The organism is Janthinobacterium psychrotolerans (assembly GCF_001677885.1).
In the GTDB taxonomy this organism is placed as follows: Bacteria; Pseudomonadota; Gammaproteobacteria; order Burkholderiales; family Burkholderiaceae_D; genus Janthinobacterium; species Janthinobacterium psychrotolerans.
In genome coordinates, this window is sequence record NZ_LOCQ01000044.1 from 76734 (window position 1) to 99882 (window position 23149).

Annotated in this window: 22 protein-coding genes; 12 read left to right on the forward strand and 10 right to left on the reverse strand. The window is 62.9% G+C overall.

The annotated features are described in order from the left end of the window. Window positions 1-35: 35 nt before the first annotated feature. Window positions 36-836 (forward strand): AraC family transcriptional regulator, encoded by an 801-nt coding sequence (locus ASR47_RS05115; protein ID WP_065306675.1) that lies wholly within the window; start codon window positions 36-38, stop codon window positions 834-836. 4 nt (window positions 837-840) lie between these two features. Here the strand turns inward: ASR47_RS05115 and fliD are convergent, their stop codons facing one another. From fliD to radA, 3 genes are all read right to left on the reverse strand, one after another. Continuing rightward, window positions 841-2217: a flagellar filament capping protein FliD gene (gene fliD / locus ASR47_RS05120; protein ID WP_065306676.1), complete on the reverse strand. Its 1377-nt coding sequence runs from the start codon at window positions 2215-2217 to the stop codon at window positions 841-843. A 179-nt stretch (window positions 2218-2396) separates the two neighbouring features. Then, the gene (locus ASR47_RS05125; protein WP_281218418.1) at window positions 2397-2717 is read right to left on the reverse strand and encodes a PilZ domain-containing protein; all 321 of its coding nucleotides are present in this window, start codon (window positions 2715-2717) and stop codon (window positions 2397-2399) included. Between the two features lie 128 nt (window positions 2718-2845). After that, window positions 2846-4225, reverse strand: coding sequence for a DNA repair protein RadA (gene radA / locus ASR47_RS05130; RefSeq protein ID WP_065306678.1), 1380 nt, complete (start codon window positions 4223-4225; stop codon window positions 2846-2848). 271 nt (window positions 4226-4496) lie between these two features. On the opposite strand from radA, the gene lplT reads away from it, so the two are divergent. Further along, window positions 4497-5759: a lysophospholipid transporter LplT gene (lplT, locus tag ASR47_RS05135; RefSeq protein ID WP_065306679.1), complete on the forward strand. Its 1263-nt coding sequence runs from the start codon at window positions 4497-4499 to the stop codon at window positions 5757-5759. A gap of 9 nt (window positions 5760-5768) precedes the next feature. On the opposite strand, the gene ASR47_RS05140 is transcribed toward lplT, so the two are convergent. The 4 genes from ASR47_RS05140 to tsaB are packed head-to-tail and all read right to left on the reverse strand — an operon-like array spanning window position 5769 to window position 8722. Continuing rightward, a complete protein-coding gene (locus tag ASR47_RS05140) occupies window positions 5769-6704 on the reverse strand; it encodes a DUF1853 family protein (RefSeq protein WP_065306680.1) in 936 nt (311 codons plus the stop codon). After that, window positions 6688-7539 (reverse strand): uracil-DNA glycosylase, encoded by an 852-nt coding sequence (locus ASR47_RS05145; RefSeq protein WP_065306681.1) that lies wholly within the window; start codon window positions 7537-7539, stop codon window positions 6688-6690. The genes ASR47_RS05140 and ASR47_RS05145 overlap by 17 nt, the downstream gene beginning before the upstream one ends. Beyond that, window positions 7536-8012, reverse strand: coding sequence for a ribosomal protein S18-alanine N-acetyltransferase (gene rimI, locus ASR47_RS05150; RefSeq protein WP_065306682.1), 477 nt, complete (start codon window positions 8010-8012; stop codon window positions 7536-7538). Before rimI ends, ASR47_RS05145 begins: the two co-directional genes overlap by 4 nt. Further along, on the reverse strand, window positions 8009-8722 hold the full coding sequence (tsaB, locus tag ASR47_RS05155) for a tRNA (adenosine(37)-N6)-threonylcarbamoyltransferase complex dimerization subunit type 1 TsaB (RefSeq protein ID WP_065306683.1): 714 nt from the start codon (window positions 8720-8722) through the stop codon (window positions 8009-8011). The genes rimI and tsaB overlap by 4 nt, the downstream gene beginning before the upstream one ends. Window positions 8723-8869: 147 nt before the next feature. Here tsaB and dapC point away from each other — a divergent pair, with 147 nt between their 5' ends. From dapC to ASR47_RS05190, 7 genes are all read left to right on the forward strand, one after another. Continuing rightward, window positions 8870-10099 (forward strand): succinyldiaminopimelate transaminase, encoded by a 1230-nt coding sequence (gene dapC, locus ASR47_RS05160; protein ID WP_065306684.1) that lies wholly within the window; start codon window positions 8870-8872, stop codon window positions 10097-10099. A gap of 14 nt (window positions 10100-10113) precedes the next feature. Next, entirely contained in the window at window positions 10114-10941 is an 828-nt protein-coding gene (gene dapD, locus ASR47_RS05165) for a 2,3,4,5-tetrahydropyridine-2,6-dicarboxylate N-succinyltransferase (RefSeq protein ID WP_065306685.1), read from the forward strand. 114 nt (window positions 10942-11055) lie between these two features. After that, window positions 11056-12612: an FAD-dependent oxidoreductase gene (locus ASR47_RS05170; RefSeq protein ID WP_065306686.1), complete on the forward strand. Its 1557-nt coding sequence runs from the start codon at window positions 11056-11058 to the stop codon at window positions 12610-12612. A 123-nt stretch (window positions 12613-12735) separates the two neighbouring features. After that, complete coding sequence (locus ASR47_RS05175) at window positions 12736-13089, forward strand: ArsC family reductase (protein ID WP_065306687.1); 354 nt, start codon at window positions 12736-12738, stop codon at window positions 13087-13089. A 3-nt stretch (window positions 13090-13092) separates the two neighbouring features. After that, complete coding sequence (gene dapE, locus ASR47_RS05180; RefSeq protein WP_065306688.1) at window positions 13093-14229, forward strand: succinyl-diaminopimelate desuccinylase; 1137 nt, start codon at window positions 13093-13095, stop codon at window positions 14227-14229. A 54-nt stretch (window positions 14230-14283) separates the two neighbouring features. After that, a complete protein-coding gene (gene prmB / locus ASR47_RS05185; RefSeq protein WP_065306689.1) occupies window positions 14284-15174 on the forward strand; it encodes a 50S ribosomal protein L3 N(5)-glutamine methyltransferase in 891 nt (296 codons plus the stop codon). A 138-nt stretch (window positions 15175-15312) separates the two neighbouring features. After that, the gene (locus ASR47_RS05190; protein ID WP_065306691.1) at window positions 15313-17304 is read left to right on the forward strand and encodes an ATP-binding cassette domain-containing protein; all 1992 of its coding nucleotides are present in this window, start codon (window positions 15313-15315) and stop codon (window positions 17302-17304) included. Window positions 17305-17343: 39 nt separating this feature from the next. On the opposite strand, the gene ASR47_RS05195 is transcribed toward ASR47_RS05190, so the two are convergent. Further along, window positions 17344-17814: a chemotaxis protein CheW gene (locus ASR47_RS05195; RefSeq protein WP_065306692.1), complete on the reverse strand. Its 471-nt coding sequence runs from the start codon at window positions 17812-17814 to the stop codon at window positions 17344-17346. A 178-nt stretch (window positions 17815-17992) separates the two neighbouring features. Between ASR47_RS05195 and arfB the strand changes: the two genes are divergently transcribed. After that, window positions 17993-18391, forward strand: a complete 399-nt coding sequence (gene arfB, locus ASR47_RS05200; protein WP_065306700.1) for an alternative ribosome rescue aminoacyl-tRNA hydrolase ArfB — start codon at window positions 17993-17995, stop codon at window positions 18389-18391. Here the strand turns inward: arfB and ASR47_RS05205 are convergent. Next, on the reverse strand, window positions 18388-20259 hold the full coding sequence (locus ASR47_RS05205) for a flagellar assembly protein A (RefSeq protein WP_065306693.1): 1872 nt from the start codon (window positions 20257-20259) through the stop codon (window positions 18388-18390). The genes arfB and ASR47_RS05205 overlap by 4 nt on opposite strands. A gap of 134 nt (window positions 20260-20393) precedes the next feature. After that, on the reverse strand, window positions 20394-20714 hold the full coding sequence (locus ASR47_RS05210; RefSeq protein ID WP_245714262.1) for a hypothetical protein: 321 nt from the start codon (window positions 20712-20714) through the stop codon (window positions 20394-20396). A gap of 261 nt (window positions 20715-20975) precedes the next feature. Here ASR47_RS05210 and ompR point away from each other — a divergent pair, with 261 nt between their 5' ends. Both ompR and ASR47_RS05220 read left to right on the forward strand, forming a co-directional pair. After that, a complete protein-coding gene (gene ompR, locus ASR47_RS05215) occupies window positions 20976-21737 on the forward strand; it encodes an osmolarity response regulator transcription factor OmpR (protein ID WP_065306694.1) in 762 nt (253 codons plus the stop codon). A 16-nt stretch (window positions 21738-21753) separates the two neighbouring features. Continuing rightward, entirely contained in the window at window positions 21754-23109 is a 1356-nt protein-coding gene (locus tag ASR47_RS05220) for a sensor histidine kinase (protein ID WP_065306695.1), read from the forward strand. Window positions 23110-23149: the final 40 nt, after the last annotated feature.

The window sequence follows — 23149 nt, forward strand, 5'->3', positions numbered from 1 at the left end:
AGAATGACATTCTTTATCGACTTCCTGCCAAGCTGATGGCCGTTCCCATTTTTCGCCATACCCGCATGTGTCCGCCGCGCGAGGCGCCCAGCGCGGCCATTCCCGTGACCATGATCGCGCGCGACCTGCAGCCCGATGAATTCCTGCTGCCGCACAGCCACCCCTGGGGCCAGGTCACCCTGGCGCTCGAAGGCGTGCTGCGCATCACCGCGCTGGGCAGCAGCTGGATATTGCCGCCGATGCGCGCCATCTGGATCGCGCCCAATGTGGAACATGAAGTGACGATGCTCGAGAAAACCAGGCTGCGCCCCTTGTGCGTGCTGGCCGGGCGCGCGCCATTCGCCGGCCGCGATTGCAAGGTGCTGGAAGTATCGAACCTGCTGCGTCAGCTGATCATGGCGCTGGAACAGCTCGATCCGGGCCAGGAACCCACGCGTGAAGCGCTGCTGGCCGAGCTGATCCTGGATGAATTGAAACGTTCGAGCACGCGCCCCATCCGCGTGCCGCTGCCGACCGACAAGCGCCTGAAAACCCTGTGCGCCAGCCTGATTGACCAGCCCGGCTCGAACCAGACGCTGCAGCACTGGGCGCAGCTGGTGGGCGCGTCGGAACGCACCCTGGCGCGGCTGTTCGAACGGGAATTGGGCCTGAGTTTTGGCCAGTGGCGCCAGCAGGTGCGCCTGGCCCACGCCGCGCCGCTGATCGCGCGCGGGGTGCCGCTGTCGCAGGTGGCCGAAGAGCTGGGCTATGCCAGCCAGTCGGCGTTTTCGGCGATGTTCAAGAAGACCTTTGGCAGCTCGCCGTCGGCGTTTTTTGCGCAGCGGGAGCAGCGCTGAATCATCAGGCCATGAAGTCGAACAGCGAACTTTTACCCGTATAACCTGGCAGCACGGAACCGATGCCCATCTGCTCCTGGGCCGAATACAGTTTCACCAGCGCTTCGGCCTGCGCCGTCAGGGCCTTGGCCAGCTCGGCCTTTTTGGTGTTGAGGCTGGTGATTTCCTTGCCGACAGTTTGCACTTCCTTGGTGATCAGGCTGCTGGTGCCCGTCAGTTCGCCGATCTTGCTGCCGAACTGCTCAGCCACGCCCTTGCCATTATTGGTAAACAGCTTGCTGACGGCGTCCGGATCGGCGGCGATGGCGGACTTGAGTTTTTTTTCGTCCAGCACCAGTTCGCCGCTCTTGCCCAGGGTGACGCCAGCGCTGGCCAGCACCGATACCGGCACGCCATTGCTGGCCGTGCGCAGCACCTGCGACATTTGCGTGCTGACCTGTTTCAGCGCCGTATCGTATTTCAGGTCGCCATCTTGCAGGCTCTGCATCTTGGTGTTGAGCTCGTTATAAGCCTTGACGAAGCTGGCGACATTGCTGGCGATCTGGCTGCTGTCCTTGGCCACCACCAGATTGGTCTCGCCCTTGGCTTTCAGCTCCACCGTCACACCGTCGATGGCACTGCTCAAGGTGTTGCTGCTGCTTTTCACTTCCTTGCCGGCCACGGTGGCCAGCGCGTCCTGCGCGGCCGCGCTCTGCTGCATGCCCTTGCTGGCGCTGGGAGAATAGGTCAGCAGATTGCTGATGGCCGCGTCGCCCGTCACGCTGATGCGCATGCTGTTATCAGCGCCGCTCTTGCCGTTCATGGTCAGCGTGTAGCCGCCTTCGCCCTTGATCACGCTGGCATCGACGCCGGCTTTTTTCAGCGCGGCGGCGATGCCGTCCAGGGTATTGTTGCTGCTGTCGATAGTGAGGGTGATGGCCTTGCCGTCGCCGGCGGAGAACTGCTTGCCGTCGACACTGCCCAGCTCGATCTTGATCTGCGCCGCGGCGCCCGTGCCGATGGCCGTGTTCGACGCCTTTTGCGCTGCGGTGGACAGGGTCTGGCCCTGCGCCAATTGTTTCACGTCGATGGCGTAGCTGCCGCTGACGGCCTTGTCATTGGTGGTGGCGGCAACCACGCCGGCCTTGCTGGAAGTAGCCGAGGTGGCCAGGCCGCTGCCCGCCATGTTTTGCGCCACACCCTGGAATCTGGCCAGCGCCGATTGCAGCTGGCCCAGCGCCGACAATTTGGTCTGGTCGCGCACCAGGTTGTTATTGAGTTTGGTAACGCCGGTGTTTTGCGACAGCATCTGCTTCTCGACCTTGGCATAGACATCGGCCGAGGGCGCAGTCTGGGTCGCCGTATTGGTGTAAGGCTTGCTGGTGATGGTGGAGTTGAACATGATATGGCATTCCCGTTGTTGTCGATTACAACACACGGTTCAGCTGATCACCGCGCGCCCCGCAGCAAGCCCGTCGGCCGCACAAGGCGGCGGCAAGCTTTCTGTTGATTGCTCATTATGCAGCATTACTGAAATATCAAACCGGCAAACAGAGCCGCTTTTGCCGCACTGCACGCATTTTACCGCATGAACTTCGAGATGGCGCTGGTCACGGCCATGTCGAGCCGCATGAAACTCAAACCCACCTTGAAGCCGGTGCTGCTGAAGATGCAATGCGAGACGGCAACCGTCGCTTCGATGATATTGGCCTTGCCGTCAAAAAACAATTCGAACAGCACCTTGCCCTGCTTGCCAGCCTGCACCGGTTCGGCCACCACCGCCGACATGCCGCCCGGCCCCACATCGATGGTGCGCGCCGCCACCGGGCCGGCGCCATCCATGATTAACATTGCCTTGGCGCGCAAGATCTTGCGCGCGCTCTGCCTTTGTTCTACTGACACTGTATACGCTCTTCAAGAAGTTCATTCAACGCGCCATGGCGGCGCGTCTCGATAGGGCGAATATTATAGTTCCAAATAGAAATTTCGTTTAGCTCAATATAAAATTGTCAGTTCAACCACGCCATCCTTTACTCATGGTCGCGCAGCTTGTTGAACGCTTCGTCGATGCGCTCGACGGCGATCACCTTGATCCCCTCGATCGCCTGCTTGGGCAAATTCGATTTCGGGATCATGGCCAGGGTAAAGCCCAGCTTGGCCGCTTCACGCAGGCGTTCCTGCCCACGCGGCGCCGGGCGGATTTCACCGGCCAGCCCCACTTCGCCAAAGACCACCAGGCCGCGCGGCAAGGGCTTGTTGCGCATCGATGAATTAATCGCCAGCAAGACAGCCAGGTCGGCCGCCGGCTCGGTGATCTTCACGCCGCCGACCGCGTTGATGAACACGTCCTGGTCAAACGCGGCGATGCCGGCATGGCGGTGCGCCACCGCCAGCAGCATGGCCAGGCGGTTCTGTTCCAGGCCGACCGACAGCCGGCGCGCGTTCGGCAAATGGCTGGTATCGACCAGTGCCTGGATTTCCACCAGCAGGGGCCGCGTGCCTTCCTGCGTTACCATCACGCACGAGCCCGGCACTTGGTTGTCGTGCTGCGACAGGAACAGGGCCGACGGATTCGACACACCCTTCAGGCCTTTTTCGGTCATGGCGAACACGCCCAGCTCATTGACGGCGCCGAAACGGTTCTTGATGGCGCGCACCAGGCGAAAACTGGAATGGGCGTCACCCTCGAAATACAGCACCGTGTCGACGATGTGCTCGAGCACACGCGGGCCGGCCAGCGCGCCCTCTTTGGTCACGTGGCCAACCAGGATGATGGTCACGCCAGTCTGCTTGGCCGCGCGCGTGAGCTGCGCCGCGCATTCGCGCACCTGCGCCACCGAACCTGGCGCCGAGCTGAGCGCATCGGAATACACGGTCTGGATCGAGTCGATCACCACCACTTCCGGCTTGAGGTCATTCAGGGTGGCGAGGATTTTTTCCAGCTGGATCTCGGCCTGCAATTTCAGTTCCTTGGCGTCGATCACCAGTCGCTTGGCGCGCAAGGCGATCTGCGCGCCCGATTCCTCGCCACTGACATACAGCACGCGCTTGTGGTGCGACATATTGGCCAGCGCCTGCAACAGCAGGGTTGACTTGCCGATGCCGGGGTCGCCGCCGATCAGCACCACGCCGCCGGCCACCATGCCGCCGCCGAGCACGCGGTCGAACTCCTCGATGCCAGTGCCGAAACGCGGCACGTCGATGGCCTCGATATCGTCGAGCGACAGCACCGGCGCCGTCTGCGCCAGCGACATATGCTGCGGATTGGAATAGCGGTTGTTGCCGGGCGCGGCATCGGCCACCGTCTCGACCATGGTGTTCCATTGGTTGCAGGAGGTGCACTGCCCCATCCATTTATTGCTGATCGCGCCGCAATCGCTGCAGGTGTAATTGGTTTTGGCTTTGGCCATGGAAGAGTCCGATTTAAAATAACTGGTTATATATACAGTATATACAATCGCCGCGGCGCCGTCACGCGAGATTCGGTACCGAGCAAACGATCGGAAATATCGCGTTGTGCTCGCCGCCATTTATAAAATGTTCATGAATATAAACATTTTTACTATGGCAAAGATTTAATGAAGTCTTAAGCAATTCGCGTAGAACGGGCCCTGCCAAACTTGGGGGTTGCCGTTTTTTCGTGGTATAAAGCAAGCCAGATATGATTTCAGGCAACCCAGAATGAATCGTGGTTTTTATACCATCATGGCAGCGCAGTTCTTTTCGTCGCTGGCTGATAACGCCCTCTTTTTTGTCGCCGTCGATTTATTGGTGTCCATGAAATCCCCGGCGTGGATCACGCCACTGCTCAAACTGTCGTTCGTGCTGTTCTATGTATTGCTGGCCGCCTTTGTCGGCGCCTTCGCCGATTCCCTGCCCAAGGGCAAGGTCATGTTCATCGCCAACATGGTCAAGATCTTCGGCTGCGCCCTCGTCTTCTTCCATGTGCACCCGCTGCTGGCCTACGCCGTGGTCGGTTTTGGCGCCGCCGTGTATTCGCCGGCCAAGTACGGCATCCTGACCGAATTGCTGCCGCCGGAAAAACTGGTGGCCGCCAATGGCTGGATCGAAGGCCTGACCGTTTCCTCCATCATTCTCGGCACCGTCATGGGCGGCGCCCTGGTCAGCGGCCATGTGTCGGACATGCTGCTGTCGTTCGACTTCCCGCTGATCGACACCGGCATTACCAGCAAGACCGAAGCGGCGTTGTGCGTGGTGGTCGGCATTTATATTCTGGCGACACTGGCCAACCTGAAAATCCCGGACACCGGCTGCAAGTACGCCCACCAGGAACGCAATCCTGTCAAACTGATTACCGATTTTGCCAATTGCTACAGCATCCTGTGGAAAGACAAGCTGGGCCAGATCACGCTGGCAGTAACGACGCTGTTCTGGGGCGCCGGCGCCACCTTGCAGCTGATCGTGCTGGAATGGGCCAAGCAGTCGCTGAACATGCCTTTCGACAAGGCGACCAGCCTGGTCGGCGTGGTCGCCATCGGTGTGGCCGCCGGCGCCATCCTGTCGGCACGCTTCATTCCACTACGCAAGTCGCTGACCGTAATTCCGCTGGGCATCGCCATGGGCGTGATCGTCATGATGATGACGCAAGTGCATTCGGTATGGGTCGCCTACCCGCTGCTGGTACTGATCGGTGCGCTGTCGGGCTTTTTCGTGGTGCCGATGAATGCGCTGCTGCAGCACCGCGGCCACGTGCTGATGAGCGCGGGCCACTCGATCGCGGTGCAGAATTTCAATGAAAACCTGTCGATTCTCACCATGCTGGCCGTGTATTCGATCATGATCCGCTTACACCTGCCGCTGAACATCATCATCACGGTATTCGGCCTGTTTGTGGCGGGCACCATGTACATGATCATGCGCAAGCACAAGCTGAACCAGGCCGAGCATGACAATCTGTCGCTGATTGGCGAGCAGAAGCATTAACTGATTACATCAGGCCGGTAGTTTCCCCAGCTGCCGCCGCTCGGCCGCCTGGCGTTGCCAGTCATCGGGCACCACAAAGCCACGCGCCGTTTCCACTTCCCAGCCATCAATATGCTCGACGGCGGCCACCAGCACCGGCTGCGCCGCATCGGCCAGCCTGGCCGGCAAGCGGGCCGCATCGACGACTTCCGCGTCCTGTCCCTTGAATGGCGCCAGCCACTGCAGTTTCGGCAGGATCACATAGCGCCCGCCCTGCACTTGCGCCGCCGTGCACCAGAAACCGTGATTGTGATCGTGGAAAATGCCGTCCAGCTGCCGCACCTCGCCATGCTCGTGAAACAGCCAGCCCTTGACCAGCGCCTGGGCACGATCCACGCGCTGCGACAGTAGCGACATTGCGGCCGGATGCGCGGACAGCGCCAGTTGCTTGCCGAGTATCTTGCGCATCTTGAGACCGAGCGTGTCGGCCAGGTTGGGGCCGATCAGATGATGAAACACGCCCGCGTCCGGCGCGCCTTCGAGCAGATAGAACTTGGTGGCAAATTCCCAGTGCAGCAGTTGACCATCCTGTTTGAGCAGGAAGTCGAACTCGCCCACCGTGTCGTTGCGGTTGACCTGCACCTGCAGGCCGTGAGCGTGCAGCAGGCCATGCTGTTCGAAATAAAAAGCCATCAGCTTTTCGGCGTACAGGCCCAGGCGCGAATAGAATTTGTTGCCCAGCGCGGCATCGAGCGGCGCCGGGTCCTCCTGCAGCGCGTTTAGCCAGGCGGCAACCTCGCTGGTGACCGGGCCCAAGGTGGCGATTTGCCCGTGCCAGTGCACACTGGCCGGATCGAGCAGGTCGGGCGCGTCGAGCAGCCAGGCCAGCGCGCGCACATGGGGCCGCGTCAGATGGCCCCAGCGGTGCTCGAAGCGCCGCTGGTAGTGGTCAAGCTCGGGCGGCATGCGTGCTGGCCGCCAGGCACAGGTCGGCCCAGGCGCGCGCCTTGGCCTTGCCGGTCTCGTCCTGCAGCAGCATGTCCGGGTGGAAAGTGGCCACCACGGATGCACTACCCAGCTCGCGTACCTTGCCGCGCACCGGTTTTTCACCGGCAATGATGACTGCTGCCGCCATCTGCCCCAGGGTGACGATGGTGCGTGGCTGCAGCAGCGCCAGCTCACGATCGAAATACGGCCGGCAGGCGGCCGATTCGGCGTCGGTCGGCAGGCGCTCCTGGCCGCTGTCATCGAGCGGACGGCATTTTAAAAGATGCGTGATGTAGACATTCTTGCCGGCGTCCAACTGCATGGCCTTGAACATATTGTCCAGCAACAGCCCCTGCTCGCCGCCCAGCGCACGTCCTTCGCGTTCCTCGCCGCGCGACGGGCTGCTGGCGACCATCAGCCACTCGGCCTGACGGTCGCCGCGGCCCATGACCACGCCCTTGCGCGTCTTGCACAAATCGCAGCGCGTGCATTTGGCCACGGCGGCGGACAAGGCATCCCAGTCCATGGCGGCAATTTCCGCGTCGGTGACCGGTGTGACGGGCTTGGGTGCCGGTGCATCGTCGAACCAGGCGGTGGAGCTGTCTTCGGCCAGCACAGCCGGCTCGGACACCGGCTCGACCATCACCACTGGCGGCGCAATCTCGGCCACCGGTTCGGGTTCGGGTCCGGGGTCTGCAATCGCCAACGGGGCTTCAATCACTATCTCGTCGACCACTGCCGTCGCCGCGCCCTGGCGCAAGCGCCACAAGGGGCCGACGCCCATTTCATCGAGAAAGACGGCGCTGCGGCTCATAAGGCATGACGCATGACGATGGCGTCCTCGCGTTGACCATTGCTGGCCGGGTAATAGCCCTTGCGCCGGCCGATCTGTTCAAAACCGTAGCGCCGGTAAATATCGAGCGCGCGCGTGTTCGACGGGCGCACTTCCAGCAGCATCGAGACCATGCCCTGCTGGCGCGCGCAATGGCACGCCTGGTCGAGCAGGAAGCGGCCCAGGCCCTGGCCCTGGATGGCGCCGTCGACGGCGACGTTCAGCAGATGCGCCTCGTCAACCACCAGCATCAGCAAAAAATAACCGAGCAAGGCGCCGTCCGGGTCGCGCAGCACCCGGGCCGGGTAATCGCTGTTGAGCGAATCGACAAAATTGCCGTGCGTCCAGGGGTGCGGGTAGACGCGCTGCTCCAATGCCGCCACTTCCGGCAGGTCGCTTGCCAGCATGGGCCGGTAATCGAGGCGCAACAAGTCGCGCTGGCCGGCCTGCATCATGGCGCCGCCCCGGCAGCCGCTTTCTCCTGCTGCATCACCAGCCGCTCGGCGCTGGTATAGGCGATCTTGTTGCGCAGATACAGCGGCTGCGCCTCGGCGGCGCTCACGAAATGACCAGCGGCAAAGGCGACCCGCGCCAGCCGGGCAATGTGCTCGGCATGCGGCATGATGGCGGCATCGGCGCCAGCGGCGCAGGGCAAGCCGGCCAGCGCCTCGGCATAGGCGGCAAAGCCATTGCCGCAAGCCATCACCTCGCCCTGGGGCGCCACGCCGGCTGGCGCGCTCAAGGCTGGCGGCAACACGATTTTCACGCCATCAGTCACATCATATTGTGCCCAATACACTTCGCCCATGCGCGCGTCGAGCACGGCCAGCACCTGCTGCGCGCCATGCGCTTGCTGGCACGCCAGGGCCATGGCGTCGAGCGTCACCACCGGCACCACCGGCAATCTGGCGCCAAAGGCCAGGCCCTGGGCGATGCCGCAGGCCGTGCGCACGCCCGTAAACGAGCCGGGGCCGGAACCGTAGGCGATGGCGTCGCAGTCGGCCAGGGCCACGCCGGCTTCGGCCAGCAATTCCTGCACCATCGGCAAGATCGACAGGGAGTGGGTACGCACGCCCGACGAGGAGCGCGACAGCACGACATCGCCGCGCAGCAAGGCGCACGATGCGAGTTCGGAAGAAGTTTCAAGGGCAAGTATGGTAGACATAAGGCGTATTTTACCCTGCCGCGCCAGCGCCCGGCATGCGCAACAGTCAGGGCAAGTCAGGGCGGCTATAATGGAATGCTTGACCGCTGTCATTTTCATACACAGCAAGCCGTCTACCTTATTTCCACTCTTGCCCTGGTCCGCTCCGTGAATCCACTTCTTTCAAAACTGCAACCATATCCCTTTGAAAAGCTGCGCCAGCTGTTTGCCGGCGTGACCGTCAACCCTGATTACACGCCCATCAGCCTGGGCATGGGCGAACCGAAGCACCCGACCCCAGCCTTTATCGAGCAGGCGCTGGTCGACAATATCGCGGGCCTGGCCAGCTATCCGACCACCATCGGCTCGGAAGCCTTGCGCGGCGCGATTGCCGGCTGGCTGGCGCGCCGCTACGACATTCCGGCGCTCAACCCCGCCACGCAGATCCTGCCCGTCAACGGCTCGCGCGAAGCGCTGTTCGCGCTGGCGCAGACGGTGATCGACCCGGCAGCCGGCTCGCTGGTGATCAGCCCGAATCCGTTCTACCAGATCTACGAAGGGGCGGCCTACCTGGCTGGCGCCGAGCCGTATTTTGTCAATTCCGATCCGGCCCGCAACTTCGGCTGCGACTATGACAGCGTACCCGCCGCCGTCTGGGAAAAAGTCAAACTGCTGTTCCTGTGTTCGCCCGGCAATCCGACCGGCGCCGTGCTCACCCTGACCGACTGGGAACATCTGTTCGCCCTGTCCGAGCGTTACGACTTCGTGATCGCCGCCGACGAATGCTATTCCGAGATCTACCACGGCGACACGGCGCCGCTGGGCGCGCTGCAGGCGGCCCACATGCTGGGCCTGTCCAGCGTCGAGCGCCCGTATGCGCGGCTGGTGGTGTTTTCCAGCCTGTCGAAGCGCTCCAACGTGCCCGGCATGCGCTCGGGTTTTGTCGCCGGCGACGCCGAAGTATTGAAAAAATTCCTGCTTTACCGAACCTACCACGGCGGGGCCATGAGCCCTGCCGTGCAGGCGGCCTCGATCGCGGCCTGGAACGACGAAACCCATGTCGAGGAAAATCGCGCAAAGTACCGCGCCAAGTTTGACGCCATCACCCCGCTGCTGCAAACGGTGATGGACGTGGCATTGCCCGATGCCGGCTTTTATCTGTGGGCCGACGTCAGCCGTACCGGCCTGTCCGACACCGCGTTCGCACAGCGCCTGTACGCCGAATATAATGTGACGGTATTGCCTGGCAGTTACCTCGCGCGCGACGCGCACGGCAGCAATCCGGGCCGCAACCGCATCCGCATGGCCCTGGTGGCCGAAACGGCCGAAGGGCTGGAAGCAGCGCAACGCATAGTAAAATTCTGCCAGCAGCTTACCGCATCCGCAACAACCAACTGAACTGACTGAACATCATGAGCCAACAACTGCAAACCATCATCGACCAGGCCTGGGAAAACCGTGCCGAGATCAATCCGCGCAATGGCGCCGCCGAACTGCGTGACGCCGTCGGCCACGTCATCAATGGCCTGGACAACGGCAGCATCCGCGTGGCCGAAAAAACCACCGGCGACTGGGTTGTCAACCAGTGGGTCAAGAAAGCCGTGCTGCTGTCGTTCCGCCTGGAAGACAATATCGTGCTGCCATCGGACGGCACGATGCAGTTCTACGACAAGGTACCGACCAAGTTCGCCAACTACACCGCCGAAGACTTCGCCAAGGGCGGCTTCCGCGTGGTGCCGCCAGCCGTTGCCCGCCGCGGCAGCTTTATCGCCAAGAACGTGGTGCTGATGCCGTCCTACGTCAATATCGGCGCCTACGTCGATGAAGGCGCCATGGTTGACACCTGGGCCACCGTCGGCTCCTGCGCCCAGATCGGCAAGAACGTCCACCTGTCCGGCGGCGTCGGCATCGGCGGCGTGCTGGAGCCTATGCAAGCGAACCCGACCATCATCGAAGACAACTGCTTTATCGGCGCCCGTTCGGAAATCGTCGAAGGCGTGATCGTCGAAGAAAACTCGGTCATCTCGATGGGCGTGTATATCGGCCAGTCGACCAAGATCTACGACCGCGCCACCGGCGAAGTGACCTACGGCCGCGTGCCGGCCGGTTCCGTCGTGGTGTCGGGCAACCTGCCGTCGGAAGACGGCAAGTACTCGCTGTACTGCGCCGTGATCGTCAAGCGCGTCGACGCGAAAACCCGCGCAAAAACAGGCATCAACGAATTGCTGCGCGGTATCTGATGACGGCGCCGCAAGGCGCTTGAGTTGAATCGACCAAGTCCCGCCGCGCGCGGGACTTTTTCATGGCCGCGCGTTTTTACCGTGCTGTTGAAAAAGCTGTCCTATACTGGACAGATGAACACTTCCCAGGTTTTGATCGTCGGCGCCGGCCCGACCGGCCTCATGCTTGCCTTGCGGCTGGCCCGCCACGGCGTGGCGTTTCGCATCATCGACAGCAACAGCGGCCCGGGCGAGGCCTCGCGCGCGATGGCCGTCCATGCGCGCACCCTGGAGTTTTACCAGCAGATGGGCTTTGCCGACGAACTGGTCACGCTGGGCATCAGGATCGAGGCGATGCATGTGCACGAAGCAGGCAGGGAGCTGGCCAGCCTGCCGCTGGGCGAGATCGGCGCCGGGATCAGCCCCTATCCTTTCGTGCTGAGCCTGCCACAGGATGAACATGAGTTGTTCCTGATCGGCAAGCTGGCGCGCGCCCATGTCGAAGTCGAGTGGAATACCACGCTGGAGAACTGGGTGCAGCTCGACAGCGAAGTACAGGCAACCTTGATCAAGAACGGGCAGGTCCAGCATGGCGTGTTCGACTACCTGTGCGGCTGCGACGGCGCCCGCAGCACCGTGCGCGCCATCGCCGGCATCGATTTTTCGGGCGGCACCTATGACCACCGCTATTACGTGGCCGACGCCGAGGTGGCGGGCGACAACACCGACCTGCAGGCGCATCTGGGCGCGAACACCTTTGCGCTGATGCTGCCGGTGCGCAGCAGCGGCAGCCAGCGCCTGATCGGCATCCTGCCCGACCGGCCCGACGGCGCGCCCGCCCCCGTGTTCGACGATATCCGCGGCGAGGTGGAAAGCTTGCTGAATATTCAGGTCAACCACGTCAACTGGTTTTCCACCTACCGCGTGCATCACCGTGTTGCCCCGCAGTTTCGACGGCGCCGCTGTTTCCTGCTCGGCGACGCGGCCCACGTGCACAGCCCGGTCGGCGGCCAGGGCATGAACACCGGCATCGGCGACGCCGTCAACCTGGCCTGGAAACTGGCAAAAAAACTGCAGGGCAAGGCCGGCGACGCCCTGCTCGATACCTATGAAAGCGAGCGCATCGGCTTTGCCCGCAGCCTGGTCGCCACCACCGACCGCGCTTTTCGCGCCATCGTGTCGCAAGGCGTGGGCGGGCGTTTGCTGCGCCGCTGGCTGGTGCCGCATGCGCTGCCCTATCTGTCGGGCTTCGAAGGGGCGCGGCGGCTGCTGTTCAGGACGGTGTCTCAAATCCAGGTGCGCTACGAGGACAGCGCGCTATCGGGCGGCCATGCCGAACATCTGCGCGGCGGCGACCGCCTGCCCTGGCTGTTCGATGGCACGCAAGACAATTTCACGGCGCTGCGCAGCATGGACTGGCAACTGCATATCTATGGCGAGCCGGCGCCGGAACTGCTGGACGAAGCGCGCAGCCTGAAGCTGCCCGTGCATTGCTATACCTTCAATGCCGCCGCCAAACTGGCGAGCCTGAGCCGCGACTGCGCCTGCCTGGTGCGCCCCGATGGCCATATCGCGCTGGCCATGCAGCTGCAGCAAAGCGGCGCCATGCGCGCGCTGGCCTTGCGGCTGGAACTCGATTTCAGTGCGGCGACGCCAGCTGGAACGACGCCATCGCGCAAGGAACCAGCCTGAGCGATGCGGTGTTGCAGCGCCGCATCGCCACGCAACGACTGTATAATGACGGCCAACCCCGTGACCTTGCACAAGCGCAAGCGTCGCGATCAAGCAATCCGCATCCTCCTGGCCCGACCCACTATGACCATCACACTCTACGGCATCCCCAATTGCGATACCGTCAAAAAAGCCCGCACCTGGCTGGCTGACCAGCAACACGACTTTACCTTTCACGACTTCAAGAAACAGGGCCTGCAACGGGCGACGGTCGAAGCGTGGCTGACGCAATTGCCGTGGGATCTGCTGGTCAACAAGAAAGGCACGACCTGGCGCGCGTTGTCCGACGAGCGCCAGGCCAGCATTGTCGACGCGGCCAGCGCGCTTGAGCTGATGCTGGAAAACCCGTCCATCATCAAGCGCCCGGTGCTGGACCGCGACGGCCAGTTCAGCGTGGCATTTTCAAGCGCGCAATACACCACCCTTTTTACGGCCTGAACCATGACTGCCTCGAAAACCCTGGCACTGACCGAAAAACTGATCGCGCTGTCGTCGGTCACGCCAGACGACAAGGGCTGCCAGCAGCACCTGATCGACCTGCTCACGCCGCTTGGTTTTGTCTGCGAAACCATACTATCGAATGGGGTGACCAATCTGTGGGCGCGCCGCGGCGCCACCTCGCCGGTGTTCGTGTTTGCCGGCCATACCGATGTGGTGCCGACCGGTCCGGCCGAACAATGGGCCTCGGCGCCGTTCATGCCTACCCGGCGCGACGGCAAGCTGTACGGCCGTGGCGCGGCCGACATGAAGACTTCGATCGCGGCCATGGTGGTGGCCTGCGAGGAATTCATCGCTGATACGCCACAACACTCCGGCTCGATCGCGTTCCTGATCACCAGCGACGAGGAAGGCCCGGCCACTGACGGCACCGTCATCGTCTGCGAGCAGCTGAAGGCGCGTGGCGAAACGATCGATTATTGCCTGGTGGGCGAGCCGACCTCGAGCGCGCAGCTGGGCGACATGATCAAGAACGGCCGCCGCGGTTCGCTGTCGGGACGGCTTGCCGTCAAGGGCATCCAGGGTCACATTGCTTACCCGCAACTGGCGAAGAACCCGATCCACGTGGCGGCCCAGGCGATCGCCGACCTGGTGGCCGAACAGTGGGACGACGGCAACGAATATTACCTGCCCACGTCCTGGCAGATGTCGAACATCAATGCCGGCACGGGCGCCAACAATGTGATTCCGGGCGCCATGGTGATCGACTTCAATTTCCGCTTTTCCACCGCCAGCACGGCCGAAGAACTGCGGCAGCGCGTGCACGCCATCCTCGACAAATACGACTTCCAGTACCATCTCGACTGGACCCTGAGCGGCCTGCCCTTCCTCACGCCACGCGGCACCTTGTCCGATGCCTTGTCAAACGCGATCCTCGAAGAAACCGGCATCAGCACCGAACTGTCGACCACTGGCGGCACCTCGGATGGGCGGTTTATCGCGCAGATCTGCCCCCAGGTGATAGAATTCGGGCCGCCCAATGCCAGTATTCACAAGATCGACGAGCACATCGAACTGCGCCATATCGATCCTTTGAAGAATATTTACCGGCGTACGCTGGAGCATTTGCTGCCCGCCTGACTCATTACCGAGGCCCGTCAAGGCGGGCCAGAACACCGTCTTTCCGAGAATGCCATGACCCCGAATCCGTTTACCACGCCACGCGACCTGCTGCGCTACGCCACCACCCGTTTCAACACCGCCAAGCTGTTTTTCGGCCACGGCAGCGCCGAGGCGTTCGACGAAGCGGCTTACCTGATCCTGCACACCCTGAAACTGCCGCTCGACAAGCTCGAACCCTTCCTCGACGCCAAACTGCTGCAGTCGGAAGTGGCGGCCGTGATGAACGTGATCGACCGCCGCAGCATCGACCGCGTGCCGGCCGCCTACATCACGCATGAGGCGTGGCTGGGCACCTATAATTTCTACGTCGACGAACGCGTGATCGTGCCGCGCTCGTTTATCGCCGAACTGATCCCCGAGTACTTTTCGCCGTGGGTACCGGAGCCCGAATCGGTGGAGAACATCCTGGAACTGTGCACCGGTTCCGCCTGCCTGTCCATCATGATGGCCGACGCCTTCCCGAGCGCCACCGTGGACGCGGTCGATATTTCCGCCGATGCGCTGGCCGTGGCCAGGCGCAACGTCGACACCTACAAGCTCGCCGACCGCATCAACCTGATCGAGTCCGACCTGTACGCCAATGTGCCGGCCAAGAAATACAAGCTGATCGTCAGCAATCCGCCTTACGTCAATTCGCAATCGATGCGTTCGCTGCCACAGGAATACCTGGCCGAGCCGCAGATCGCCCTGGACGGCGGCAGCGACGGCATGGACCTGGTGCGCAAAATCATCGCCGGCGCGGCCGAACGGCTGACCGACGACGGCATCCTGATGATCGAAATCGGCAACGAGCGTGAATACGCGGAAGCGGCTTTTGGCGAACTGGGGCTGACCTGGCTGACCACCAGCGCCGGCGACGACATGGTGTTTTTGCTGACGGCCGAGCAGTTGAAACTGGTTTAATGGAATTGGTAGGTCGGATTAGCGTAGCGCAATCCGACATGCCTGTGCGGCACCCGTCGGATTACGCTCTTCGGGCTAATCCGACCTACACGATATTTTTACGGCGAGGGTCCAAGCCCAGCCTTCACAAAGAAAAAAATGATACGTTTCCTACAAGTAAGCCTGATGCGCGGCATCAAACCGTTGCTCGAACAGGTCGACGTCACACTCAACCCGGGCGACAAGATCGGCCTGATCGGCGCCAATGGCGCGGGCAAATCGAGCCTGTTCGCGATGATGCGCGGCGAGCTGCACCCTGACCAGGGCGAGATCGATTTCCCGGCCAAATGGCGCGTGGCTTACGTGGCGCAGGAAACCCCGCCGCTGGACCGCGCCGCGCTCGATTACGCGATCGACGGCGACGCCACCTTGCGCAAGCTCGAAGCGGAACTGGCGTACCTGGAATCCCAGCCGGAGACCACGGAAAACGGCATCGCCATCGGCAATATGTACAGCGCCCTGGCCGACGCCGACGCCTACACGGTGCAGTCGCGCGGCGAGCAACTGCTGCTGGGCCTGGGCTTCACCCTGGACCAGATGCAGCAGCCGGTGGCCAGCTTCTCCGGCGGCTGGCGCATGCGGCTGAACCTGGCGCAAGCGCTGATGTGCCCGTCCGACCTGCTGCTGCTCGATGAGCCGACCAATCACCTGGATCTGGACGCCATCATCTGGCTCGAAGACTGGCTCAAGCGCTATGCCGGCACTTTATTGATCATTTCCCACGATCGCGACTTCCTCGACGAAGTGGTCAACGTGGTGGTGCATATCGACGAGCGCAAGCTGAAACGCTATTCGGGCAACTATTCGAGCTTCGAGCGCCAGCGCGCGGCGCAGATGATCCTGGCCGCCGGCGCGCTGGAAAAGCAGCAGCGCAAGCGCGCCCACCTGGAGTCGTTCGTCAACCGCTTCAAGGCCCAGGCCTCGAAGGCGCGCCAGGCGCAGAGCCGCATGAAGGCGCTGGCCAAGATGGAAGAACTGGCGCCGCTGCGCGCCGCCGCCGAATTCTCGTTCGAGTTCCGCGAGCCGCTCTCCGCGCCGAACCCGCTGCTGGTGATGGAAGACGTCGATGCGGGCTACAAGATCGAAAACGAAGCGACCGGCGAAGTCACGCATAAAACCATCGTCAACGGCATCAAGTTTTCGCTGCAGATCGGCCAGCGCATCGGCTTGCTGGGCCAGAACGGCGCCGGCAAATCGACCCTGATCAAGACCATCGCCGGCGAACTGATGCCTTTGAGCGGCGACGCCACCATGGGCAAGGGGCTGAACATCGGCTACTTCGCCCAGCACCAGGTGGAAATGCTGCGCCATGACGAGTCGCCGCTGTGGCACTTGTCGAAGATCGCGCCGACCACGCGCGAGCAGGAACTGCGCAACTTCCTGGGCGGCTTCAATTTCCCCGGCAATATGGTCACCGCCTCGATCGCGCCGTTCTCGGGCGGCGAAAAGGCGCGCCTGGCGCTGGCGCTGATCGTCTGGCAACGCCCGAACTTGCTGCTGCTCGATGAACCGACCAATCACCTGGACCTGGAAACGCGCGAAGCGCTGACCGAAGCGCTGGCCCAGTTCGAAGGCACGCTGGTGGTGGTATCGCACGATCGCCACCTGCTGCGCGCCACCACCGACGAATTCATCATCGTGGCCGATGGCAAGCTGCAACCGTTTGACGGCGACCTGGACGATTACAAGGACTGGCTGTTCAAGACCAAGCTGGGCAAGGGCACCGACGTGCTGCCGGCGGCCGGCAAGGCCAACAAGACCGACTTCCCGGTGGTGTCGCCTGTGGTGGCCGCCGCACCTGCCGCCCCCGTGCGCGACAAGCGCAAGGAAGCCGAAGAACGCCAGAAAACGGCCGCCCTGCGCAAGCCGATCGAGAACAAGATCAAGCGCCAGGAAGAGCAGATCGCCAAGCGCAATGCGCAAAAAGCGGAAACCGACGCCAAGCTGGGCGAGCCGACCATCTACGATGCGGCCAACAAGGCCAAGCTGAAGCAGCTGCTGGCCGACCAGAGCTTCTTTACCAAGGACCTGGCGCAGCTGGAAGCGGAATGGCTGGACCTGCAGGACCAGCTGGAAAAACTGGGCGCGTAAGCGGCCCGCAAAACCAAAGACGGCGCCAGCCGTCTTTTTTTACGCCACGCGCACCGGATTGGCGCTGCGGATCGCCATCAGCCGGTCGATATCGACCAGGATCAGGCGCCGCCCGTGCGCCACGCCCAGGCCGATCAGGTAGTCGGCCTCCAGCGCGCCCACGCCCGGCACCGGATGGATGTCAGCGGTGGACAGGCTGACGATATCGTGCACCTCATCGACCAGCAGGCCCATCACGCAGCTGCTCAGCTGCAGGATGATCACGTCGAGCGTGGGCGCCGGCGCCTGGCTGTGCATGCCGAAGGCGGCGCGCATGTCGACGATGGGGATGATCATGCCGCGCGAAACGGCCACGCCATGCAGCAGCGCGCCTTCCGAGGAAAAGCGGTCCAGTTCCCGGAACGCACGCAGTTCGCGCACGCGGCCGTACGGCAGACCGTAGTCGAGTCCGCCAAGGCGAAAGCTCAGGTAGTGCGATGCCGCGGCACATGGCGTCGTCGTGGGCTGCATGGGCGTCCTTTCAATGGCATGCGCGAAAAGCCCATGCTAGCGAACTGGCCGGCAGCTGGCTTGTCGCACATCAACTTGCCCATAGCACACTTTCAGCAGGGAGGTCGTTGCTTGCGCCAGCACAGTGCGCCCCTCCGCTTCGCTTACAATGGAGGCCTTTCCGATCCCCAGGCTGGCCATGCAACACCTCGTCAATCCCGCCGAAGTCGAATTTTCCGCCATCCGCGCCCAGGGGCCGGGCGGGCAGAACGTCAACAAGGTGTCCAGCGCCATCCATCTGCGCTTTGCCATCGCCGCCTCGTCGCTGCCCGAAGCGTACAAGGAGCGGCTGCTGGCGCTGCGCGACAGCCGCATCACCAAGGACGGCGTGCTGGTATTGAAGGCGCAGCAATCGCGCAGCCAGGAACAGAACAAGGAAGAGGCCTTGCGCCGTTTGCAGGAAATCATCGACAGCGTGACCTTCCTGCCCGCCGTGCGGCGCGCCACCAAGCCCACGCGCGGCTCGCAGCGGCGCCGGCTCGACAGCAAGAGCACGCACAGCGCTCTCAAGCAGTCGCGCGGCCGGGTGACAGACTAAACGGGATCGAGTGGCGGCGGACTATACGTCCAGTCCAGGCTGCCGCTGCTGTCGGCAAACACCATCTGCGTTACCGGTATCGCACTGTGCAGCAGGGCCTTGATTTCCTTCGGCCCCAGGTCGTAGACCTTGACCTGTCCCGGCGGCACCACCATCGAGCGCACGATGGTGTCGCCATCGACCAGCCCCAGCCAGCAGCGGGACTGGCCGGCCGTCGCCGCGCGCTGCACGCGCCCGTCCTCGGCCAGGGACAGCATCTGCGCCTGCAAAATTTCCGATTGCTTCACTTCCACCCGCAGCCGCGCCACCTCCTTGAGCACGGGTGCGATGCGGGCCGCCAGCTTGTCGTATGGCGCCTGCTGGGCCGGCTGCAACACCAGCTCGCCGCGCCGCAGCTGGCCGGCCAGGGTCAGGTAGCTGCGCACTTCCGGCAATTGCGCGATGGCGTCGATCTCCTGCTGGCGTTTGCGCTGCATTTGCCCGTACTGGGCCGCGCGGGCCACGCTGCCGGCGATCTTCTCTTCCAGCAGCGACAAGTCCGGCACCAGCGGAAAGGCGCGCAGCTCGACCTGCTTGCGCGCGCCGGCGCTGCCGATGCGGATGGTGCGCGCCGCCACCGCGCAACCGAGCGCCATTTCGATGACGACCTCATCGGCAATGATGTCGCAATTGCTGGCATGCTCGATCACCACGCGCGTGCCGGAGATGACGCAGCTTTCGGCGCGCGCAAGCCGTACTTCGCCGTTGCGGGTCTGGATCACGGCGCCGGAGGCCACGCCGTCGACGCGGATATCGCCCTGCTCGCTGACGGCGGTGCCGCCGACCAGATTGCTGTGCAACAAAATGGTGCCGCCTTGCGAATGCAGGCGGCCGTAGACATGGCCGTGGATGGTGATGTCGCTGCCGTCGAGTTCGCGCTGTTCCTGCACCTCGCCGTATTCTTCATACGCTGCGCGCAGCTTCAGGTTGCCGGTGGTGCGGCTGCTGACGCCCTCGCGGCTGACGATCTTGTTACCGATGGAAATCTTGCCCTGCTCGTCGATATTCAGATAGCCTTCCATGGCGGCCACCAGAAATTCGCCATCGCTGCAGCGTTCGACGGCGGTGCCCTCGCCAGCCACCGTGGCCAGCTCGACTTCCAGCGGCGGCGGTGGCGGCAACACGGCGCCATCGAGCGCAAAGCCGGGCAAGCCGGGAACCGACGGCAGCTTGTACAGCAGGCGCGCATGCTTTTTGACTTGCGGGAAACGGTTCTTGAAGCTGAGCAGGTCCAGCCGGCCGTTCGAGCGCTCGCGCGGTGCGTCGTTGCGGTGGATGCCTTGCGATACCTCCACCAATTGCGCGTCGCGCCCCGGCTGCGGCGGCAAGGCGCGCGCCACCGTGATGCGCTCGGCCTTGCCGGAGGCGATCATCGCGCGCACCACGCCGCTGTCGATGCCGTAAAACACCCCCTTGGCCCACAGCGCGGCGACCATCTCGTCAAAATCGCGCATAACCGGCACGCGGCTGTCCTCGCTCGACGGTACGGCCTCGAAATAGCAATCGGCCACCTCGCCGCCGACCTTGATATGTTCGTACAGCTCGCGCCGCAGCGGCGAGAAAGGCGCCACGCTGGCGGCGATACGCACCACGGCTTCGCCCTTGGGCGGCGTGCGTGGCGCCGGGGCGTGGTACAAGGTCATCAGGAAAAGAGGATAGTCGATGCCGGCCAGTAGCATGCCGGACTGGAATAGCTGGTCGACGGCCGAACGCAGTTGCTGCGGCGCCAGCGACAAGTCGAAAAACACCCCATCCTTGCGTTGCAGCAGGCCTGGCGCAAGGCTGCCAGCCTGGCTGTCGCCAGGCCCTGGTGTTGCTTCATTGCTCACTGCGTCCCCCGATCGCGAAACTGGTCAAATTGCATTGCAACAATATCACGGGGAAGCCCGGCGTGCGTGCCTGGCAGTGTCGGGAGACACAAAAAATTGAAGGGGCCGGGTGGCGGCAAAACCGCCTGCCTGGCTTAGCGGCGTGGTGGATTGGAATAGATATCCTGGCCGACTTCGTTGATCTGGCGGCGCAGGTCTCGGCGCTCGTCGGGGGTCATGCGGCCGGTGCGGCGCGCCGCATCGGCGCCTTCGCTGGCGCGGCGCTGCTCTTCGACACGCGTGTCGAAACTGCGTGCATCACGCTGTTCGCGCAGTCGGTTATCATTGTTGCGCTGCGGCTGTTCGAAGCGCTGCGATTGCAGCTGCTGCTGGTCGTCACGGCGCGGCGGCTGCTGCGCCTGTGCCTGGACAACGCCACAGGCCAGTACCGCGCTCAACACCAACGAAGACAGCACATGCACGGCAGGTGCGGACGCAGATGTGCTGGGAGCGGTGTGAATTTTTTGGCTGACGTTATTCATTGAGTTCCTCTTCCGCGATGCCGTATAAACATAAAGCTCAATTCCACTGTGTCCCCAGTGTATGATGCTTTACACGGTGCAGTAAGAGTAATTGGGTAAAGTTTGTAACAGTATGTAATGGGTCGCACCAGCCACTTGATCGTGCTGCGCCAGGCGTTACTATAGCAACCAATATAAGATAACACGACCTACCAAATGACCACAACCTCCAGCAATACTACAACGCAAAATGTCCACGGCCACCAGGCAAAAATCATGGTGGTGGACGACGATGTGCGCTTGCGCGACCTGCTGCGCCGCTACCTGACCGAACAGGGCTTCAATGTGTTTACGGCCGAAAGCGCCACCGCCATGAACAAGCTGTGGTTGCGCGAACGCTATGACCTGCTGGTGCTCGACCTGATGCTGCCGGGCGAAGATGGCCTGTCGATCTGCCGCCGCCTGCGCGGCGCCGGCGACCAGACGCCCATCATCATGCTGACGGCCAAGGGCGAAGACGTGGACCGCATTGTGGGCCTGGAAATGGGCGCCGACGATTATTTGCCGAAACCGTTCAATCCGCGCGAACTGGTGGCGCGCATCGGCGCCGTGCTGCGCCGCAAGGGCCCGGACGAAATTCCGGGCGCGCCATCGGAAACCCCGCAAACCTTCGAATTTGGCGACTTCGTGCTGGACCTGGGCACCCGCACCCTGAAAAAAAAGGGCGAAACGGTGCCGCTGACCACCGGCGAATTTTCCGTGCTGAAAGTGTTTGCCCGCCATGCACGCCAGCCGCTGTCGCGCGAAAAGCTGATGGAACTGGCGCGCGGACGCGAGTACGAAGTGTTCGACCGCAGCCTGGACGTGCAGATCTCGCGCTTGCGCAAGCTGATCGAACCCGATCCGTCTAGCCCGCTGTTCATCCAGACCGTGTGGGGCCTGGGCTACGTGTTCATTCCGGACGGACAGCCGCGCTGATCGCTGGCGAGGCTTGATGAAACTTGTTCCCCAACTCAGCCTGGCACGGCTGAAAAGCGGCCTGTTCTGGCGCACGTTTTTGTTGCTCGGCACCTTGACCACCGTCAGCATGATCTCCTGGATCGGCATGATTTCCGTGATCCAGCGCGAGCCGCAGGCGCAGCAGATTTCCGCCCAGATCATTTCCGTGGTCACCATCACGCATGCGGCGCTGACGCACTCGGCGCCCGAACTGCGCCGCGAACTGCTGTTCGACCTGGTCAGCAACGAAGGCATCCGCATCTTCTCGCTGGAGGAAGACGACCGCGTCGATCCGCCACCCGACAACTACCTGATGCCCGACATCGAAGCGCTGGTCAAGGCCAAGCTGGGGCGCGACACGCGCTTTTCCGCGCGCGTGAACGGCGTGGCCGGTTTCTGGGTCAGCTTCAAGATCGACGATGACGCCTACTGGCTGATGCTCGACCGCGAGCGCCTGCGCGGCCTGACGGGCTTCCAGTGGCTGGGCTGGGCCAGCCTGGTGTCGCTGCTCTCCTTGATCGGCGCGGCCATCATTTCCAGCCTGATCAACCTGCCGCTGTCGCGCCTGACGGTGGCGGCGCGCGCCATCGCCCAGGGCAAGCAGCCGGCGCCGCTGCCGGAAAAAGGCCCGATCGAAATCATCGAGGCCAACCGCAGCTTCAACCAGATGGTCGACGATTTGAAACAGGTGGAATCGGACCGCGCCGTGATCCTGGCCGGCATTTCGCACGACCTGCGCACGCCGCTGGCGCGCATGCAGCTGGAAGTGGAAATGGCCAACCTGTCCGACGAGGCGCGCGACGGCATCCAGTCCGATATCGGCCAGATGGACGACATCATCGGCCAGTTCCTCGACTACGCCAAACCGACCGAGGCGTCGAGCTTTACCGACGTCGACCTGGGCGGCTTGCTGGCCGATATGGCGCGCGAAACGATGCGCTTGCCTGATGTGAAGATCACCACCGCGATCGCCGAGGACGCCCACGTGATGGGCAACCCGACCGACTTGCGCCGCGTGCTGAACAACCTGATCGAAAATGCGCGCCGCTACGGCAAGACCCCGGGTGGCGATTTCACCGAAATCGACATCAGCTGCCAGCTCAAGGGCAGCGGCGCGGCGCGGCGCGTGATCATCGACGTGCAGGATCACGGCACCGGCGTGCCATCGGAAAAGATAGAACAGATGCTCAAGCCCTTTACCCGCCTGGACACGGCGCGCGGCCAGGCCAATGGCGCCGGGTTGGGCCTGGCCATCGTCGAGCGCGTGCTGCTGCGCCACGGCGCCGAACTGCAGGTGCGCAACCGCGCCGGTGGCGGCCTGGCGTTCCAGATCAGTTTGCCGGCGGCGTAGGATCTCACTGCGCAGGCAAGGTGAACACTAGTTTAGCCCT